Source organism: Mycobacterium branderi (assembly GCF_010728725.1).
GTDB classification, from domain to species: Bacteria; Actinomycetota; Actinomycetes; order Mycobacteriales; family Mycobacteriaceae; genus Mycobacterium; species Mycobacterium branderi.
Map to the genome: position 1 here is coordinate 4,525,664 of NZ_AP022606.1, position 18,450 is coordinate 4,544,113.

Below are 18,450 nucleotides of genomic sequence, written 5' to 3' on the forward strand. Positions count from 1 at the left end.
GGCGGCGCTGCCGAATACTTGCTAAGTTCTGCGGACGCATACTCGACGCGAACGAGGTAGGGACATGAGCCAACCACCGGAGCAGTCCGGCAGCCCCACCGACCCGCAGCCGGGGGGCCCGGGCTTTCCGCCACCCGGCTACCAGCCACCGCCACCCGGTTACGGCCCGCCACCCGGGCCCCCGCCCGGTTACGGCGCACCTCCACCGCCGCCGGGTTACGGCCCGCCACCCGGCGCGCCACCCGGGCCGCCTCCCGGCTACGGCGCACCGCCGCCACCGCCGCCGGGTTACGGTCTACCGCCGGGATACGGCGGGCCGCCACCACCTCCCGGCTATCAGCCGGGCTATCCAACCCCCGGCTACTACCCCTCTAGCGAGTTCAGCGTCGGTGACGCGTTCACCTGGGCGTGGAACAAGTTCGGCAAAAACGCGGTCCCGCTGATCGTTTCGTTCGTGGTTTACGGTGTGATCGCTGTGCTTTTGCACGTCGTAGTGTTTGTCCTTCTGGGCAACACCTCTAGCAGCAGCGGATCGTTCGTCGCGAGCCTCGGAACAAGCGGCACAATCGTGTCGGAGATCGTGTCGTTCGTCTACGGCACCTTCGTTCAGGCGGCGGCGTTGTCCGGAACGCTGGATATTGCCGACGGCCGGCCGGTGAGCATTGGCTCGTTCTTCAAACCGCGCCACCTCGGCGGCGTGATCCTGGCGGCGCTGCTGGTCGGCGTGCTCACCGCAGTCGGGTACCTGCTGTTCATCATCCCGGGCCTCATCTTCAGCTTTTTCGCCATGTTCACGATCGCCTTCGCGACCGACCGCGGACTGCCGGCGTTCGAAGCGCTGAAGGCCAGCTTCACGACCGTCATGTCGAATATCGGTGGAGCGCTGCTGTCGTGGGTGGTGCAGTTCCTGGTGCTGCTGGCCGGCGCGCTGCTCTGCGGCATCGGGCTCATCGTCGCGGCCCCGGTTGCGCTGCTGATCCAGACCTACACCTACCGCCGTCTCTCCGGCGGGCAGGTGGTACCGACGAGCTAACCCGTCACGAAGTCGATCAGCTCCTCGACCCGGCCGATCAGGGCCGGGTCGAGGTCGTTCCAGTCCCGCACGCGGGCGCGGATGCGCCGCCACGCCGCCGCGGTGTCGGGCTGCCAACCCAGCGCTTCGCACACGCCGTGCTTCCAGTCCACCCCGCGCGGGATCACCGGCCAGGATTGCAGCCCAAGGCGATTCGGCTTGACCGCCTGCCAGATGTCGACGAACGGATGACCGACCACCAGCGTGTGCGCGCCGCCCGGCCCGCGGCGCACTGCCTCGGCCAGCCGCGCCTCCTTCGAGCCGGGCACCAAATGGTCGACCAGCACGCCGAGCCGCCGGCCCGGGCCCGGCCGGAACCGCTCGACCACGTCGACCAGGTCATCGACGCCGCCCAGGTGCTCGACCACCACCCCCTCGACGCGCAGATCGTCGCCCCACACCTGTTCGACGAGTTCGGCGTCGTGGCGGCCCTCGACATAGATCCGGCTGGCCAGCGCCACCCGGGCCCGCTCCCCCGCGACCGCCACCGATCCCGACGCGGTGCGCTTAGGCGTCTCGGGTAGCGGGCGGCGCGGCGCGGTCACAATCACAGGCCGGCCGTCGACGAGGTAGCCGGGTCCGATCGGGAAAGGTCTGGTGCGGCCGTGCCGGTCCTCGAGTTCCATGCGGCCGTACTCGATTCGCACCACCGCGCCGACGTAGCCGCTCTGCGCGTCTTCGAGGACCATCCCGAGTTCCACCGGCAGTTCCGTGGAGCGCATGCGTCGCGATTGGTGGGGGTCGTTGGCCAAAACGTCGGTTCCGTAGCGGTCGCTCACCCGAGCGATCCTAAGAACGGTCGTGGCCGAATCCTCGTCGCCACACCGTGTACCAGACACGTGTACATTTGCCGCATTTTCGTCCGGACCCTTGACAATTTGCCGAATTGTGTCCAAGGATTTCAAGGGTTGGCGGATCGCGGTCGCTACCAGGGGGTTGATTGCGATCCGTCAACTTCGGGTTCGCGGCCTCGAACTCGTGGGGAAGTCGTACGGAGGGGGCATCTCGATGAACCGCACCCGGCAGGCGGCTGCCCTTTTCACGGTGGCGACGGTCGGCGCGCTGACCGGATGCTCGGCCAAGGCGACCTCCGACGACGACGGCATCGACCCGGGCCAGCCGGCAGCCGCCGGCACCGAGAGCACGAAAATCGCCACGCCGAGCGGTGAATTCGTCGTGCGCGGCGCCATTCTGCAGAAGTACAACTCGGTCGGCGGGCCGAACGGTCCACTGGCACTGCCGACGGCCAGCGAGCAGTCCGGCCCCGCCGACGGCCACTACAACACGTTCGACGGCGGCGCCATCTACTGGTCGCCGACCACGGGCGCCCACGTCCTGTGGGGCGGGATCGGCAACACCTGGCGAAAACACGGTGGCGCGGGCGGTCAACTGGGCTACCCGACCAGCGACGAGCAACCGATTCCCGGTGGCTGGCAACAGCACTTTCAACACGGCACCATCACGTACACCGACGGCCCGCGCATCGAAATGAACTAACGACGTTGCGCTAAGCCGTTGACTGCCTTGACGTTCCGACGGCCAGATTATCTTGGGGGACAGATGACGCAAAGTTCGTCAATCAATGGGGCGGCGCTGATCAGCGCCGAGGAGCTCAAAGAACAGATCGACGACGGGCGCCTCGACATCGATGCGGTCGACGACGACGGCAGGACGCCGCTACACCGCGCAATCGACCTCGGCGCCGAGGATCTCGCCGTATTCCTGGTGAGCATCGGAGCGGACGTGAACCTGCGCGACCGATGGGGCAACACCCCGCTGTGGCGAGCTGTGTACCACGCGCCGGGGACTGACGCAATCGTCGAGCTGCTCCTCGAGCGCGGTGCGGACCCGGCGGCGAAGAACAACCACGACGTCAGCCCAATCGACTTGGCGCACAAGATGACCGACGACGACGAGACGGCCAAGCTGCTACCGAGGCTTCAAGCTGCACTGAGCACGGATGAATGACCGCGTCTGCCCCGAGCTGCTGCGCCAAACGCTGCTGAGCTACCTCACCCGCGCCAGAAGTTCATTGACCACGGCCCAACTCCGCGAACACACCGAAGAACACTTCCGGCAGCCGATCGTCATCGAGACCGTCTACCGCAGCCTCACCGTGCTCGAACGCCGCGGAGATGTCAAGCGCCGCAACATATCCGGGCGACACGTGCATTGGGTACGTAATTAGCAAGCCCGGCTCGGCCGGAAATAGCCCTGGCTGAGCTACCCTAACCCGCTCCACAGGAGCACAATCGCATTGTGGCCACGTGGGACGACGTTGCCGGCATCGTCGGCGAGCTGCCGCTCGTCGAAGAGCGCTCGCCACACGACTGGCGGATCGGCAAGAAGCTGATCGCCTGGGAACGCCCACTGCGCAAGTCCGATCGAGAAGCGTTGGCGGCGCGGGGAATTGAGCCTCCCGACGGTGACATCCTCGGGGTCAGGGTGGCCGACGAGGGCGTCAAGTTCGCGTTGATCGCCGAGGAGCCCGGGGTGTATTTCACCACGCCGCATTTCGACGGGTATCCGGCAGTATTGGTCAAACTGGGCCAAATCGACGAGCTCGGGCTTCGCGAAGTGATCACCGAGGCTTGGCTGACTCAGGCTCCGAAACGTCTGGTCGAGGAGTTCCTCGGCGAGGCGACCTGAGGACGGCTTCCAGGTCGTCCACGCACGTCGCTACGACGGCGGCAAGGACCACCGTCATGGTTGCGGGCCGCGTACCCGAGTCCCGAGCGCGCTGCTCGTGCAACCGGCCGACGACAGCTACGCCTCAGAGACATCATTGGTAACACAAACAACAGAAGTTAACTATTACCTCACTAAGCTTGCCTAACAACAACAATCACTTTTATAGCGGAAGTATCATCAGCATCAATAACACTTCTATTAACTCATGACTACTAGAAACGCCGGGACACCATCAATCTCGCTAAATAAAAATTGACTCACCTGTTGACAATTTTCACGATCATTTGTTACTGGTGTTAAATGGCACGATTTGGTGAAGCACTCAATGCGGAAACCTGGTGCAAGTCATTGGTGAAGGCGGCCATCGTCGTCGTCGCTATCTCCCTGGTCATCGATCCCACGACCGGCGTGGCATACGCCGACAGCGTCAACTGGGATGCCGTGGCCGAATGCGAGTCAGGCGGCAACTGGTCGGCCGACACCGGCAACGGGTTCTACGGCGGCCTGCAGTTCAAGCCGTCGACCTGGGCCGAAAACGGTGGCGTCGGCTCGCCGGCCGACGCCACCCGGGAGCAGCAGATTGCGGTCGCCGAACGCACGCTGGCCACCCAGGGGCCGGAGGCGTGGCCTAAGTGCGGACCCAACCAAACTCTGTTCCCGACCGAGGTGGTCAACATTCTGCGATCCGGGCATCCGGTGCGCACCACGCTGCACAAGCTGTGGTCGAAAGCGTTACCGCACTAGCCGCTAATTCACCGCCTGCAGCTCGAAAAGCGGGATGCCCTGATACTCCGCGGAAAGGCCAATGGCGTCAGTCGCGCCCGGCCGGATTCGGCACCGTCAGCACCGCCTGGGTCTGGGTCACCTGGGCGACGAGCTTGCCGCGGTCGTCGGTGAGGTTGGTCTGCGCGACGATCGTGCTGCGGCCTACGTGCAGCGGTTCGCTGGTGGCTGTGACAACACCCGAGCGCACGGCGCGGAAGAAGTTCGTCTTCGACTCGATCGTCGCGGTGCCGGCGCCCGGCGGCAGGTTGGCCACGGCACAGATTGCGCCGATGGTGTCCGCGAACGCCATCAGTGCTCCGCCGTGCAGTATCCCGCCCGTCGTGCAGAGTTCCTCGGCCCAATTCATCGTGGCCGTCACCCGCTGCGGCGTGACCTCGCTGACGTCGATGCCGAGGGTGGCCGCCAACGGGACGGCCGAAACGACGTCACTGGGATCCATGACTACCCCGGGGTGGCGGCACGACGTCGATGCCGGCCTCCTTGCGCTGCTGGGCGGTGATCGGCGCCGGCGCATCGGTCAGCGGGTCGACGCCGCCGCCGGACTTCGGGAACGCGATCACCTCGCGGATCGAGTCGACGCCGGCCAGCAGCGCAGTGGTTCGGTCCCAGCCGAACGCGATGCCGCCGTGCGGCGGCGCGCCAAACATGAACGCCTCCAACAGGAAACCGAACTTCTCTTCGGCCTGCGCCTTGTCGAGGCCCATCACCGCGAACACCTTCTCTTGAATGTCGCGCCGGTGGATACGGATTGAGCCGCCGCCGATTTCGTGCCCGTTGCACACGATGTCGTAGGCGTCGGCCAGTACGGCGCCCGGGTCGGTGTCGATGTGCTCGGCACACTCGGGCTTGGGCGCGGTGAACGCATGGTGCACCGCCGTCCACGCACCGCCGCCGACGGTGACTTCACCGGCGGCCGTCGCCTCGTCGGCCGGTTCGAACAACGGCGGGTCGACCACCCAGACGAATGCCCACGCGTCGGGGTCGATCATGCCCTGCCGCCTGGCGATCTCGTTGCGGGCCGCGCCGAGCAGGGCGCGCGACGGCTTCGGCGGCCCAGCCGAGAAGAACACGCAGTCACCGGGTTTGGCACCGACATGCGCGGCCAGTCCCGCGCGCTCAGCCTCGGACAGGTTCTTGGCGACGGGCCCGCCCAGCGTGCCGTCGTCGGCCACCAGCACGTAGGCCAGCCCCTTGTGGCCGCGCTGCTTGGCCCAGTCCTGCCAGCCGTCCAGTGTGCGCCGTGGTTGTGACGCGCCGCCCGGCATCACCACCGCGCCGACATACGGCGCCTGGAAGACCCGAAAAGGCGTGTCCGAGAAGAACTCCGTGCATTCCACCAGTTCCAGGCCGAAACGCATGTCGGGCTTGTCGGACCCGAACCGGCGCATGGCCTCGTCATACGTGATCCGCGGAATCGGCCTCGGCAGTTCGTATCCGATCAGCGCCCACAGCGCGGCGAGGATTTCCTCGGAGACTGCAATGACGTCGTCGGCGTCGACGAAGCTCATCTCCATGTCGAGCTGGGTGAATTCCGGCTGGCGGTCGGCGCGGAAATCCTCGTCGCGATAGCACCGGGCGATCTGGTAGTAACGCTCCATCCCGGCGACCATCAGCAGCTGCTTGAACAGCTGCGGGCTCTGCGGCAGAGCGTAGAACGATCCGGGTTGCAGCCGCGCGGGCACCAGGAAATCGCGGGCGCCCTCCGGGGTGGAGCGGGTCATCGTCGGCGTCTCGATCTCGACGAAGTCGTGTCGCGCCAACACTTCTCGTGCGGCGGCATTCACCTTGGACCGCAACCGAATTGCCGCACCCGGGCCGTCGCGGCGCAGGTCGAGGTAGCGGTACTTGAGCCGGACCTCCTCGCCGGCGGGCTCGTCGAGCTGGAACGGCAGCGGCGCGCACTCGCCGAGGACCGTCAACGATGTGGCGTTGAGTTCGATCTCGCCGGTGGCGATCTCGGGGTTGGCGTTGCCCTCCGGGCGGATCTCGACGACACCCTGGACGGCGATGCAGAACTCGGCGCGCAGCCGGTGCGCCTGCTCCAGGACGTCGGCGGCGCGGAACACCACCTGCGACACCCCTGACGCGTCGCGCAGGTCGATGAAGATCACCCCGCCGTGGTCGCGGCGGCGTGCCACCCAGCCGGCCAGCGTCACCGTTTGGCCCGCGTCGGCGGCGCGCAACGAACCTGCGGCGTGAGTGCGCAGCACGAATACTCCTCTGCATGTTGGTGGGCGACTGCCCAGTGTAGAGCGGGTAATTTCGACGATCGTCATGCATATTGCCGTGGTAGGTCCCGGGGCGGTCGGTGCGACGGTCGCTGCGCTGCTGCACGCCGCCGGTCACCGGGTATTGCTGTGCGGGCGCACGCCGCGCGACCGGATCGAACTGCGGCCCGACGGAGCCGATCCGATCGTGGTGCCCGGTCCGGTGTGCACCGACCCCGGCGAGATCGACGCGCGGGTCGACGTGGTGGTACTGGCCGTCAAGGCCACCCAGAACGACCAGGCAGGCGGCTGGCTCTCCCGGCTGTGCGACGAGCACACGGTCGTGGCCGTGCTGCAGAACGGAATCGAGCAGGTCGAACAGGTGCAGCCGCACTGCCCGACGTCGGCGGTGGTGCCCGGCATCGTCTGGTACAGCGCCGAGACCGAGCCGGACGCAGGGGTGCGGCTGCGCACCGAGGCGCGGCTGGTGCTGCCCACCGGACCGGCGGCGGAGACGGTCGCCGAGCTGCTGCGCGGCGCCGGCTGTGTGGTGGACTGCGACCCCGACTTCACCGCCGCACTGTGGCGCAAGCTGCTGGTCAACGCGCTGGCCGGGCTGATGGCGTTGACGGGACGGCGCTCGGGCATGTTCCGCCGCGACGATGTGGCCGCGCTGTCGCGCGCTTATCTGGCCGAGTGCCTGGCCGTGGCGCGCGCCGAGGGCGCGGGCCTGGGCGAGGATGTGGTCGACGAGATGGTCGAGATGTTCCGCCGCGCCCCCGCCGACATGGGCACCTCGATGCTCGCCGACCGCGAGGCCCGTCGCCCGCTGGAATGGGACGTGCGCAACGGTGTGATCATCCGCAGGGCGCGCCGTCACGGCATCCCCACACCGATCAGCGACATCCTGGTGCCGCTGCTGGCCGCCGCCAGCGACGGGCCGGGCTGACTTCGATCCCCTGCCCGATTTCACCCAAAGGAGTGCCAATGCCGAAAATGTTTCCCTGCGAACGCGTCGACGCCAGCTTCGCCGAGACAGCGCCCTATCGGTTCGCCAACAGCGTCGACCTGGCGATCACGCCCGAGCAGCTCTTCGAAGTCCTCGCCGACGCCGAATCCTGGCCACGCTGGGCATCGGTGATCACCAAGGTGACCTGGACCAGCCCGGAGCCGCGCGGCGTGGGCACCACCCGCATCGTGCACATGCGCGGCGGCATCGTCGGCGACGAGGAGTATCTGGTCTGGGAGCCCTTCACCCGCATGACTTTTCGGTTCAACGAGTGCTCGACGCGCACCCTTGGCGCCTTCGCCGAGGACTACCGCGTCGAACCCACGCACGTCGGCTGCCGGCTGACGTGGACCATGGCCATCAAGCCTCTCGGTATATCGCGGTTGGGTCTGTTCCTGGGTCGCCCGGTCATGAACTGGATGCTGCGGTCGTTCCTGGCCAACTTGCGCAGCTACACCGACGCTCGCTTCGCCGCAACCTTGGGCAGCCCGAACCGCGGTGTGGAAGGCTGATGCAAGCCCCCATTCACAGGCAACGGAGCGCGCGATGACCTTCAACGAGGGAATGCAGATCGACACCAGCACCACGTCGTCGTCGGGCGGCGGCGGTCGCGGGATTGCGATCGGCGGCGGCCTGGGCGGCCTGCTGATCGTGGTGGTGGCCATGTTGCTCGGCGTCGATCCCGGCAACGTGATCAGCCAGCAGACGGTCAACACTCGCGAGGACGTGGCACCCGGGTTCGACCTCAACAAGTGCCGAACCGGCGCCGACGCCAACAAATACGTGCAGTGCCGCGTGGTGGCCACCGGCAACTCCGTCGACGGAGTGTGGAAACAGCTGATGCGCGGATACACCCGCCCGCGGGTGCGGTTGTTCAGCGGGCAGGTCGGCACCGGGTGCGGGTCGGCCACCAGCGAGGTGGGGCCGTTCTACTGCCCGGTCGACCAGACCGCCTACTTCGACACCGACTTCTTCCAGGTGCTCGTCGACCAATTCGGTTCCAGCGGTGGGCCGTTGGCGCAGGAGTACGTGGTGGCACACGAGTTCGGCCACCATGTCCAGAATCTGCAGGGCAACCTCGGCCGCGCCCAGCAGGGCGCCCAGGGCGCCAGCGGCAATGGCGTCCGGACCGAACTGCAGGCCGACTGCTATGCCGGCGTGTGGGCGCACTACGCGTCGATCACCAAGCAGGAGAGCACCGGTGTTCCGTACCTGGAACCGTTGAGCGACAAGGATATTGCCGACGCGTTGTCGGCGGCGGCGTCGGTGGGCGACGACCGCATCCAGCGACGGGCCACCGGGCGCACCAACCCCGAGTCGTGGACACATGGGTCCTCCGAGCAGCGGCAGCACTGGTTCACCGTCGGCTACCAGACCGGCGACCCCAACCAGTGCGACACCTTCCGCGCCGCCCAGCTCGGGTAGCGCCCGCTAGAACAGCGTCGGCTGCAGCGGAGCGGCGGCGGGCGCCGGAGCCGGCTCGCTGAACCTCAGCCGATCACCGCCGAGCCGGTGCTTCGCCAGAAGCGGTGCCGCGCGGGCCTTGAGCTCGTCGCGGTAATGCGGCGGCAAATAGGCGCCGCGGCGATACAACTCGCGATACCGGGCGACCAGATCCGGGTGAGAGCGCGCCAGCCACGACATGAACCAGCCGCGCGTCGAACCGCGCAGATGCAGCCCCATCACCGTCGCCCCGGTGGCCCCGGCGGCGGCGATCTGACCCAGCAGGTCGTCGAGCTGCTCGACGGAATCGGTCAGGTGCGGCAGCACCGGCGCCACCATCACGTGACAATCCAGGCCGGCGTCGCGGATGGCCGTGATCAGTGCGAGCCGGGCTTGCGGGCTTGGGGTTCCGGGTTCGACGTCGCGGTGCAACTCGGGGTCGCCGACGGCCAGCGAGACGGCGACCCGGACGGGCACCCGCGCGGCGGCGTCGGCGATCAGCGGCAGGTCGCGGCGCAGCAGCGTGCCCTTGGTCAGGATCGACAGCGGTGTAGCCGAATCGGCCAGCGCCCCGACGATGCCGGGCATCAACGCATACCGCCCCTCGGCGCGTTGGTAGGGGTCGGTGTTGGTGCCCAGCGCGACGGTGTCGCGGCGCCACGATTTGCGGTGCAGCTCACGGCGCAGCACGTCGACGACGTTGGTCTTGACGACGATCTGGGTGTCGAAGTCGTTGCCGCAGTTGAGTTCCAGGTACTCGTGGCTGGGGCGAGCGAAGCAATACCGGCACGCGTGCGAGCAGCCCCGGTACGCGTTGACCGTGTAGTGAAACGGCAATGCCGAAGCGTCCGGGACCTTGTTCAGCGCCGACTTGCAGAGCACCTCATGGAACGTGATCCCGTCGAAGTGGGGTGTGCGCACGCTGCGGACAAACCCGATGCGCTCCAAGCCGGGCAGCGCACCGTCGTCGACGGCGATCCCCTGCTGGTCCCACCGCATACCCTATTCGAACTGATGTTCGGAAATTAGTCAAGCGTCGACGAGTAACTCCCGCAACCTGGCCCGGCCCTCGTCGTCGAGCGGCAGCAACGGCCGCCGAGGATCTCCCACCCCGACGCCCAGCAGTTCCAGGCCCGCCTTGACGGTGGTGGGCAGCCCGCCCGCAACGATGAACTCCAGCAGCGGCTTGAGCTCGTCGTAGACCTTCTGCGCCTTGTCCAGGTCGCCCGCGCGCACCGCGTCGTACAGGTCGATGCAGGGCTGCGGACGCAAACACGGTGCGGCCGTGCACCATCCGGCCGCGCCGGCCTTTAATGCCTCGAGCACCAACGGGTTGCTGCCGTTGTAGAACGGCAGCGCTCCCCCGCTGAGCTTGTCGATCCGTTGCATGCGCGACAGGTCGCCGGTGGATTCCTTGACCATGGTCAGGTTCTCGATCGTCTCGAACATCCGCACCAGCAGCTCGGGGCTCATGTCGATGCCGCTGGTGGCCGGGTTGTTGTAGGCCATGATCGGAATCCCGATCGCGTCGCCGATGCTGGTGTAGTGCTGGGCGATCTCGCGTTCGGTGAGCTTCCAGTAGGACACCGGCAGGATCATCACCGCGTCGGCGCCGGCCTTCTCGGCGTACTGCGCGCGCCGAATTGTCTTGGCGGTGGTCAGATCCGACGCACCGACCACGACGGGCACCCGGCCGTTGACGGCCGCGACCGTGGTGTCGACGACGGTGTCGAACTCGTTTTCGTCGAGGTAGGCCAGCTCCCCTGTGCTCCCGAGCGGAGCGATCGCGTGAACTCCCGAACCCACCAATCGATCGACCAGCGTGGCCAGCGCGGCGGTGTCGATGGCGTCGCTGGCATCGAACGGGGTCACCGGGTAGGCGATGATGCCGTGAATGTCGGGCACTGCGGACTCCTCAGCTGGTCAGGACGTCGGGGTGGCGGGCCAGCGCGCGGCGGGCATAGTAGGCGAAATTCGCCCGGCTGCGTTCGGGTCGGAGCGTCCAGTCGTGTGCCTCGCGGGCCAGCTTCTCCGGAAGCTCTTTGATGGTGCCGGCTGCCATGGCGGCCAGTTGCAGTTTGGCCGCCCGCTCGATGAGCACCGCCAGCGAGCATGCCTCCTCGATGCTGGCGCCGGCCACCACCTGACCGTGGTGTGCCAGCAGAATCGCCTTCTTGTCACCGAGGGCGGCGCTGATGATCTCGCCCTCCTCGTTGCCGACCGGAACGCCCGGCCAGTCGGCCAGGAACGCGCAGTCATCGTAGAGCGGAGTGGTGTCCATCTGCGACACCACCAGCGGCACCTCGAGCATCGCCAGCGCCGCGCAGTGGAAGGCGTGGGTGTGCACGATGCACGCAACGTCGGGCCGAGCCCGGTAGATCCAGCTGTGAAAACGGTTGGCGGGGTTGGCCATTCCGTCCCCGTCCAGCACGCAAAGGTCCTCGTCGACCAGCAGCAGGTTGGCGTCGGTGATCTCGTCGAACCCCAGGCCCAGGCGCTGGGTGTAATACGTCCCGGGCTCTTCGGCTCGCGCGGTGATCTGGCCGGCCAGGCCCGAATCGTGTCCGGCGTCGAACAGTGCCCGGCACGTCAATGCCAGCTTTTGGCGGGTGGTCAATTCCGACTCGCCGACGTTGGCCGCAAGAGCGTCCTGCGCGCGTCGCATCAAGTCGGCCTTGGAATCAGTGAACGTGGTGGCCATGTCTGCCAGGCTACTCAGGCCCACAGTCGGCGACGATCCGGTAAGAAACAGGAGTGAGCGAAGAACCCGGCGGCATCAGCCGGCGAGCGGTGTTGACGACGGGCACGGCGGCGATCCTCGGCGTGGGAGTGGGCGGCGCCGCGGCCACCCTGCTGCAGTCGCGGGGCCCCGCACTGTGGTCGCAACCGGATCGCAGCGGCGCGCCGCCGGTGGGCGGTTTGCACCTGCAATTCGGCAAGCATGCCGCCAGCGAGGTGGTGGTGTCGTGGCACACCACCGATCCGGTGCACAACCCGCGGGTGATGGTGGGCACTCCGACGTCGGGCTTCGGCCGCACCGTAGCAGCCGAGACCCGCACCTATCGGGATGCCAAGTCGGGCACCGAGATTCGCGTCAACCACGCGGTGCTGGACAACCTGGTACCCGACACCGACTACGTCTACGCGGCCGTGCACGACGGCACCAGTCCGGAGCTCGGAACGGTGCGCACGGCCCCGTCGGGACGTAAACCGTTGTCCTTCACCAGCTTCGGCGACCAGGCCACCCCGACGCTCGGCCGGCGGACGGGCAACACCTATACCAGCGACAACCTCGGCTCGCCGGCCGCCGGCGACACCACCGCCACGATCGAGCGCATCGGTCCGCTGTTCCACCTGGTCAACGGCGACCTGTGTTACGCCAACCTGGCCACCGACCGGGTCCGCACCTGGTCGGACTGGTTCGAGAACAACAGCCGCTCGGCGCGTTACCGGCCGTGGATGCCGGCGGTCGGCAACCACGAAAACGAGCTCGGCAACGGGCCGGTGGGCTTCGCGGCCTACCAGGCATTCTTCGGGTTGCCCGACTCCGGAGCGGACGCCGAGCTGCGCGGGCTGTGGTATTCGTTCACCGCCGGCTCCGTGCGGGTGATCAGCCTGTCCAACGACGACGTGTGCTTTCAGGACGGCGGCAACTTCTACGTACACGGCTATTCCGGTGGGGCGCAACGTCGTTGGCTGGAAAACGAACTCGCCGACGCGTGGCGCGATCCGGACGTCGACTGGGTGGTGGTATGCATGCACCAGACGGCGATCTCGACCGCCGACCGGACCAACGGCGCGGACCTCGGAATCCGCCAGCAATGGCTGCCCTTGTTCGATCGCTACGGCGTCGATTTGGTGGTGTGCGGTCACGAACACCACTACGAACGCTCGCATCCGGTGCGCGGCACCGTCGACAACGAGACTCGCACACCGATTCCCGTCGACACCCGCCCCGACGTGATCGACACCAGCAAAGGAACCGTGCACGTGGTCATCGGCGGCGGCGGCACGTCGGCGCCGTCGAACACGATGTTCTTCCCGCAACCGCGATGCCGGGTGCTGACCGGCGTCGGCGGATTCGACCCGGCCCGTGGCCGCAAGGCGCCGATCTATGTGACCGAAGACGCGCCGTGGTCGGCGTTTCGCGACCGCGACAACCCGTACGGCTTCGTGGCATTCGACGTCGATCCGGGGTCGCCGGGCGGGAACACCGCGATCACGGCGACGCACTACGCGGTGACCGGGCCATTGGGCGCGATGACCGTGGTCGAGAAGTTCGTCCTCACCAAGCCCCGTGCCTGACCAGCGGTGGTAATGTCATTTTCGCTTTAGACGAATGACACTCTCGAGAGGCGTCGCATGGCTGGAGAATCGGTGGCGCAGTTCGCCGGGCGCGCCCGCGCCTGGCTGGCCGACAACATGCCGCGCATCGACCCGGCCAATCCGCCGTTCGCCGACCGCGGCCAGGAAGCGTCGTGGCAGCGGGCCCGCGAACTGCAGCGCCGGCTCTACGACGGCGGGTTCGCCGGGATCTGCTTCCCGCGCGAATACGGCGGGCTGGGGCTGGACATCGCCTATCAGAAAGCGTTCGACGTCGAAAGCCTCGACTATGAAATGCCGCTGATCCTCAACACGCCGACCTTCACGATCTGCTGCGCGACCATTCTCGACACGGCCAGCGAAGAGCAGAAGCGCCAACACATTTCGGCGGCGCTGCGCGGCGACGAGGTGCTCGTGCAACTGCTCTCCGAGCCCAGCGGCGGGTCGGATCTGGCCGGGGTGATCACCCGTGCCGAGCGCCGCGACGGCAAGTGGGTGGTCAACGGCGCCAAGACCTGGAGCACCGGCGCGTTCGCCGCCGACTACGGGCTGCTGCTGGCGCGAACCAACTGGGAGGTGCCCAAACACGACGGGTTGACGATGTTTCTGGTCCGCATCGACAGCCCCGGGATCACGTTGCGCCGCATCACGCAGGTGAACGGGTCCACGGAGTTCTGCGAGGAGTTCTTCGACAACCTGGAACTCAGCGACGACGACGTGGTCGGCCAAGTGGACCGGGGCTGGGATGTGGCGTCACGCCAGCTCTACCACGAGCGGCGCGCAGTCGGCGGCGGCTCGGAGTTCGCCAGCGGGACCGGCAGCGAAAACGCCCAGGACCACCCACCCGACTACGTCGCGCTGGCGCGGGCGATCGGGCACGACTCCGACCGTGTCCGCGATGCGGCGGGCCGGGCGCTGGTTCACCGCGCGGTGCGCGATCAGCTGATCGACCACGTCTACCGCGGCGTGCTGGACGGTTCGCTGCCCGCGGCGGCCGGTTCGCTGATCCGGCTCTTCCACGCCGAGGCCATCGAACTCGAGGTCGACACCGCGCTGGAGATCGCCGGCACGGCCGGCGTCGTCGGGGACCTGCTCAGTGTGGGCCGGCGCTATCTGTCCCGGCAGACCGCGGCGCTGGGCGGCGGCAGTACGGAGATGGCCCGCAACGTGATCGGTGAACGGGTGCTGGGCTTTCCACGCGAATACGCCGCCGACCGCGGGGTGCCGTTCAACCAGGTCAAGCACTGATCCCTTCTTGGCGCGAGCGTGCGCAGTTGGACATACGCGCTATGAGGTCAGCCGCGAAAGCACTTCGGCGACAACGTCGTCTGCCGCCACGTCGACCTGCTCGCCCGACGTGAGGTCCTTCACCCCGACGGTGCCGGCCTCGATGTCGCGCTCCCCCGCGACCAGCGCGATGCGGGCGCCGGAACGATCCGCCGCCCGCATCGCGCCTTTCAAACCCCGGTCGCCGTAAGCCAAGTCGACGCGCACACCGGCGGCCCGCAGCCGACTAGCCAGCACCGCCAGCCGCAGCTTGGCCTGCTCCCCCAACGGCACCGCGAACACGTCGCAGCGCGCGGTGACACCGACGCTTTTGCCCTCGGCCTTCAGCGCCAAGAGGGTACGGTCCACACCCAGTCCAAACCCGATACCTGAAAGATCTTGTCCGCCAAGCTCTTTCATGAGTCCGTCGTAGCGACCGCCGCCGCCGATGCCGGACTGCGCGCCCAGGCCGTCGTGCACGAACTCGAACGTGGTCTTGGTGTAGTAGTCCAGCCCGCGCACCATCCGCGGGTTGATGACATACGGCACGCCGAGCGCGTCGAGATGGGCCAGCACCGTCTCGAAGTGCTGCTTGGCCACGTCGGAGAGGTGGTCGAGCATCACCGGGGCGTCGGCGGTCATCGCCTTGACGTCCGGGCGCTTGTCGTCGAGCACCCGCATCGGGTTGATCTCGGCGCGCCGACGAGTCTCCGGATCCAGGTCGAGTGCAAACAGGAACTCCTGCAACAGTTCGCGATACTGGGGCCGGCAGGAGTCGTCGCCCAGTGACGTGATCTCCAGCCGGAAGCCGTCGAGCCCCAGCGACCGAAAACCGGCGTCGGCTACCGCGATCACCTCGGCGTCCAGCGCGGGATCGTCGACGCCGATCGCCTCGACACCCACCTGCTGCAGCTGGCGATAGCGGCCGGCCTGCGGGCGTTCGTAGCGGAAGAACGGACCCGCGTAGCACAGCTTCACCGGCAGCGCGCCGCGGTCCAGCCCGTGCTCGATGACCGCGCGCACCACCCCGGCCGTACCCTCGGGCCGCAGCGTCACCGACCGGTCGCCGCGGTCGGCGAAGGTGTACATCTCCTTACTCACCACGTCGGTGGACTCGCCCACCCCGCGGGCGAACAGCGCGGTGTCCTCGAAGATCGGCAGCTCGATGTCGGCATAGCCGGCCCGGCGGGCGGCGTCGAGCAAGCCAGAGCGCACCGCGACAAACGCCGCCGACTCCGGCGGGACGTAGTCGGGTACGCCCTTGGGAGCAGAGAATTGGCTCACGCGGTCAGGCCTTCGAGGAACGGGTTGTGCCGGCGTTCGGCGCCGATCGTGGTCTTGGGGCCGTGACCCGGCAGCACCACGGTCTTGTCGTCGAGCACCAACAGTTTGTCGACGATCGACGTGATCAGGTCGCGGCCACTGCCGCCGAACAGGTCGGTGCGGCCCACCGAGCCCTGGAACAGGGTGTCTCCGGTAAAGACGATGTCGGTTTCATCGCTCACCTTGAACACCACCGAGCCGCGCGTGTGCCCCGGGGTGTGGTCGACGGTGACGGTGATGTCGGCCAGGTCGATCTTGTCGCCGTCGCGGTCGAGTTCGACGACCTGCTTGGGCTCGCGGAACATCGCGGCCATGAACAGCTGCCCGATCCGAGGGCCGAAGCCCTTGATCGGGTCGGTCAGCATGAACCGGTCCTCGGGATGGATGTAGGCAGGACAGCCGAACGTGTCGGACACCTTCTGCGCCGACCAGATGTGGTCGATGTGGCCGTGGGTGAGCAGAACCGCCGCCGGGGTCAGCCGATTTTCGTCGAGAATGCGCCGCAGCGGACCCATCGCACGCTGGCCGGGGTCGACGATGATGGCGTCCGAGCCGGGCCGTTGGGCCAGCACGTAGCAGTTGCAGGCCAGCAACCCGGCGGGAAATCCGGAGATCAACACGGTCCCCAGTTTCCCACGTCAGGGTGCGGGACAGTCATTCACCACGAACTGGCACACTGTAGTGCCGTGCCGACCAACGAACAGCGACGTGCCGCAGCCAAACGCAAACTCGAACGGCAGCTGGAGCGCCAGGCCGAACAAGCCCGCCGGCGTCGGCTTCTGGCGATCATCGGCTTGGCGGTTGCGGTGGTGGTCGTCATCGCAGCGGCGGTGACGACCGTGCTGCTCACCAACCGCGAGCACAAGCACAACACCGCGTCGCCCACCAGCAGCGCATCGCCGACGACGTCGGCTCCCGGCGCGGCGCCGGCAGTGCCGCCGTTGCCGTCGTTCAAGCCGCCGGCCGACCTGGGCGCCAACTGCCAGTACCCGCCGTCGCCGGAACCGGCCAGCAAGCCGGCCAAGCCGCCGCGGACCGGCAAGGTGCCCACCGACCCGGCCACCGTCAGCGCCAGCATGGTCACCGATCAGGGCAAGGTCGGGTTGATGTTGGACAACGGCAAATCGCCGTGCACCGTCAACAGTTTCGCCAGCCTGGCGCAGCAGGGCTTCTTCAACGACACCCAATGCCACCGGCTGACAACGTCGCCGACGCTGTCCGTCCTGCAGTGCGGCGACCCGAAGGGCGACGGCACCGGCGGGCCGGGTTACCAGTTCGCCAACGAATATCCGACCGACCAATACCCGCCGAACGACCCCGCCCTGCACCAGCCCGTCGTCTACCCGCGCGGCACGCTGGCGATGGCCAACGCCGGTCCGGGCACCAACAGCAGCCAGTTCTTCATGGTCTACAAGGACTCGCAATTGCCGCCCGAGTACACGGTGTTCGGCACTATCCAAGACGATGGACTGGCCACCCTGGACAAGATCGCCAAAGCCGGCGTCGCCGGCGGCGGCGAGGACGGCGCACCTGCCACCCCGGTGACGATCAAGTCGCTGATGCTCGACTAGCCAGGCTGGCAACCGCAATCAAGTCGCGGACCCGCCGTGGGGCAGGTTGTTGCCCGGGGTGAACCAGGCCACTTTGGCATTCCAGGAGCGCGCCGATCCGTACGCGAAACCGATGGCGCCCAGGCATGCGCACAACCACACGGGCAGCGTGATATCCGCCCCGAGCTCCGCCGTGACCACCTGGATGGCCGTCGCGGCCACACCGAAGCCGGCCGAGATCAGATACAGGTTGACCGTCGCCGTCGAGCGGGGATCCTTACGCAAGATGAGCAGGACCCTGCCCGCGTAGCCGAACAAGTAGATCAGCAAGGCGCCCAACACCAGCCAATAGGCACCGAACCAGACCGTGCTGACGTGCGCCGGGAACAAGTCAGGGTGATAGCCCTCGTCGGCGACGATGAACACCGCCACCAGTAGCGGAATGCCAAGCCGCAGCGGGGTTTCGATGTGGCGGCGAAACAGGATGCGCAGCGCCCGCGTGTCACCCAGGCGGGCCAGCCCGTGAAGAATGATGGCCGTCACCGCGGCGATCAGGCAGATGTGGCCCAGCAGATCCTCCACATTCCATCGGCCGGTGATGCGGTGCAGCGGCGGACCCAGCGTCGCCGACGCCCACGGCGACATCAGCAGCACCGCACAACCCTGCAGGGCGATATTGAGGCTCGCGCCAGCTTCCCAGCGGGACCGCCAGGTGTGGCGGCGGATCCACAGACTGCAGAAGATGGCGGCCAGCGTGGCGAGGATGAGTGCGGACATCAT

General features: G+C 67.4%; 21 protein-coding genes. 12 read left to right on the forward strand and 9 right to left on the reverse strand.

The genetic code is table 11. The annotated features are described in order from the left end of the window. Positions 1–64: 64 nt before the first annotated feature. On the forward strand, positions 65–1,033 hold the full coding sequence (locus G6N47_RS21845; protein ID WP_083133448.1) for a hypothetical protein: 969 nt from the start codon (positions 65–67) through the stop codon (positions 1,031–1,033). On the opposite strand, the gene G6N47_RS21850 is transcribed toward G6N47_RS21845, so the two are convergent. Continuing rightward, positions 1,030–1,851, reverse strand: coding sequence for a DUF3097 domain-containing protein (locus G6N47_RS21850; RefSeq protein WP_083133447.1), 822 nt, complete (start codon positions 1,849–1,851; stop codon positions 1,030–1,032). The two genes, G6N47_RS21845 and G6N47_RS21850, sit on opposite strands and share 4 nt — an antisense overlap. A gap of 229 nt (positions 1,852–2,080) precedes the next feature. Here G6N47_RS21850 and G6N47_RS21855 point away from each other — a divergent pair, with 229 nt between their 5' ends. The 5 genes from G6N47_RS21855 (at position 2,081) to G6N47_RS21875 (ending at position 4,507) form a co-directional block, all read left to right on the forward strand. Next, positions 2,081–2,569: an LGFP repeat-containing protein gene (locus tag G6N47_RS21855; protein WP_083133507.1), complete on the forward strand. Its 489-nt coding sequence runs from the start codon at positions 2,081–2,083 to the stop codon at positions 2,567–2,569. A gap of 63 nt (positions 2,570–2,632) precedes the next feature. Next, positions 2,633–3,040 (forward strand): ankyrin repeat domain-containing protein, encoded by a 408-nt coding sequence (locus tag G6N47_RS21860; RefSeq protein ID WP_083133446.1) that lies wholly within the window; start codon positions 2,633–2,635, stop codon positions 3,038–3,040. Beyond that, complete coding sequence (locus tag G6N47_RS21865) at positions 3,033–3,260, forward strand: transcriptional repressor (RefSeq protein WP_083133445.1); 228 nt, start codon at positions 3,033–3,035, stop codon at positions 3,258–3,260. Before G6N47_RS21860 ends, G6N47_RS21865 begins: the two co-directional genes overlap by 8 nt. 71 nt (positions 3,261–3,331) lie before the next feature. Then, positions 3,332–3,721, forward strand: a complete 390-nt coding sequence (locus G6N47_RS21870) for an MmcQ/YjbR family DNA-binding protein (protein ID WP_083133444.1) — start codon at positions 3,332–3,334, stop codon at positions 3,719–3,721. 342 nt (positions 3,722–4,063) lie between these two features. Further along, positions 4,064–4,507, forward strand: a complete 444-nt coding sequence (locus G6N47_RS21875) for a transglycosylase family protein (protein ID WP_083133443.1) — start codon at positions 4,064–4,066, stop codon at positions 4,505–4,507. A 67-nt stretch (positions 4,508–4,574) separates the two neighbouring features. Here the strand turns inward: G6N47_RS21875 and G6N47_RS21880 are convergent, their stop codons facing one another. Then, a complete protein-coding gene (locus G6N47_RS21880) occupies positions 4,575–4,988 on the reverse strand; it encodes a PaaI family thioesterase (RefSeq protein WP_083133442.1) in 414 nt (137 codons plus the stop codon). Beyond that, on the reverse strand, positions 4,975–6,825 hold the full coding sequence (gene aspS / locus G6N47_RS21885) for an aspartate--tRNA ligase (RefSeq protein WP_139799639.1): 1,851 nt from the start codon (positions 6,823–6,825) through the stop codon (positions 4,975–4,977). The genes G6N47_RS21880 and aspS overlap by 14 nt, the downstream gene beginning before the upstream one ends. On the opposite strand from aspS, the gene G6N47_RS21890 reads away from it, so the two are divergent. From G6N47_RS21890 to ypfJ, 3 genes are read left to right on the forward strand one after another with little or no spacing between them, the layout of a single operon-like run. Beyond that, entirely contained in the window at positions 6,824–7,705 is an 882-nt protein-coding gene (locus tag G6N47_RS21890) for an oxidoreductase (RefSeq protein ID WP_083133440.1), read from the forward strand. The genes aspS and G6N47_RS21890 overlap by 2 nt on opposite strands. A gap of 47 nt (positions 7,706–7,752) precedes the next feature. Continuing rightward, positions 7,753–8,277 carry an SRPBCC family protein gene (locus G6N47_RS21895; protein ID WP_083133506.1) on the forward strand — a complete coding sequence of 175 codons (525 nt, stop codon included), beginning with the start codon at positions 7,753–7,755 and terminating at the stop codon, positions 8,275–8,277. Positions 8,278–8,311: 34 nt separating this feature from the next. Next, a complete protein-coding gene (ypfJ, locus tag G6N47_RS21900; RefSeq protein WP_083133439.1) occupies positions 8,312–9,190 on the forward strand; it encodes a KPN_02809 family neutral zinc metallopeptidase in 879 nt (292 codons plus the stop codon). Between the two features lie 6 nt (positions 9,191–9,196). Here the strand turns inward: ypfJ and G6N47_RS21905 are convergent, their stop codons facing one another. From G6N47_RS21905 to G6N47_RS21915, 3 genes are read right to left on the reverse strand one after another with little or no spacing between them, the layout of a single operon-like run. Next, on the reverse strand, positions 9,197–10,207 hold the full coding sequence (locus G6N47_RS21905; RefSeq protein ID WP_083133438.1) for an Rv2578c family radical SAM protein: 1,011 nt from the start codon (positions 10,205–10,207) through the stop codon (positions 9,197–9,199). 30 nt (positions 10,208–10,237) lie between these two features. Beyond that, a complete protein-coding gene (locus tag G6N47_RS21910) occupies positions 10,238–11,113 on the reverse strand; it encodes a dihydrodipicolinate synthase family protein (RefSeq protein ID WP_083133437.1) in 876 nt (291 codons plus the stop codon). 10 nt (positions 11,114–11,123) lie between these two features. Continuing rightward, the gene (locus G6N47_RS21915; RefSeq protein ID WP_083133436.1) at positions 11,124–11,909 is read right to left on the reverse strand and encodes an aldolase; all 786 of its coding nucleotides are present in this window, start codon (positions 11,907–11,909) and stop codon (positions 11,124–11,126) included. A 53-nt stretch (positions 11,910–11,962) separates the two neighbouring features. Here G6N47_RS21915 and G6N47_RS21920 point away from each other — a divergent pair, with 53 nt between their 5' ends. Continuing rightward, entirely contained in the window at positions 11,963–13,513 is a 1,551-nt protein-coding gene (locus G6N47_RS21920) for a purple acid phosphatase family protein (protein WP_083133435.1), read from the forward strand. 57 nt (positions 13,514–13,570) lie between these two features. Continuing rightward, positions 13,571–14,779: an acyl-CoA dehydrogenase family protein gene (locus G6N47_RS21925; RefSeq protein ID WP_083133434.1), complete on the forward strand. Its 1,209-nt coding sequence runs from the start codon at positions 13,571–13,573 to the stop codon at positions 14,777–14,779. Between the two features lie 39 nt (positions 14,780–14,818). Here the strand turns inward: G6N47_RS21925 and hisS are convergent, their stop codons facing one another. Further along, the gene (hisS, locus tag G6N47_RS21930; protein ID WP_083133433.1) at positions 14,819–16,081 is read right to left on the reverse strand and encodes a histidine--tRNA ligase; all 1,263 of its coding nucleotides are present in this window, start codon (positions 16,079–16,081) and stop codon (positions 14,819–14,821) included. Further along, on the reverse strand, positions 16,078–16,740 hold the full coding sequence (locus tag G6N47_RS21935) for an MBL fold metallo-hydrolase (RefSeq protein WP_083133432.1): 663 nt from the start codon (positions 16,738–16,740) through the stop codon (positions 16,078–16,080). Before G6N47_RS21935 ends, hisS begins: the two co-directional genes overlap by 4 nt. A gap of 66 nt (positions 16,741–16,806) precedes the next feature. Here G6N47_RS21935 and G6N47_RS21940 point away from each other — a divergent pair, with 66 nt between their 5' ends. Next, entirely contained in the window at positions 16,807–17,691 is an 885-nt protein-coding gene (locus G6N47_RS21940; protein ID WP_083133431.1) for a peptidylprolyl isomerase, read from the forward strand. Between the two features lie 18 nt (positions 17,692–17,709). Here G6N47_RS21940 and G6N47_RS21945 read toward each other — a convergent pair whose 3' ends face one another. Further along, positions 17,710–18,450, reverse strand: a complete 741-nt coding sequence (locus tag G6N47_RS21945) for a hypothetical protein (protein WP_083133430.1) — start codon at positions 18,448–18,450, stop codon at positions 17,710–17,712.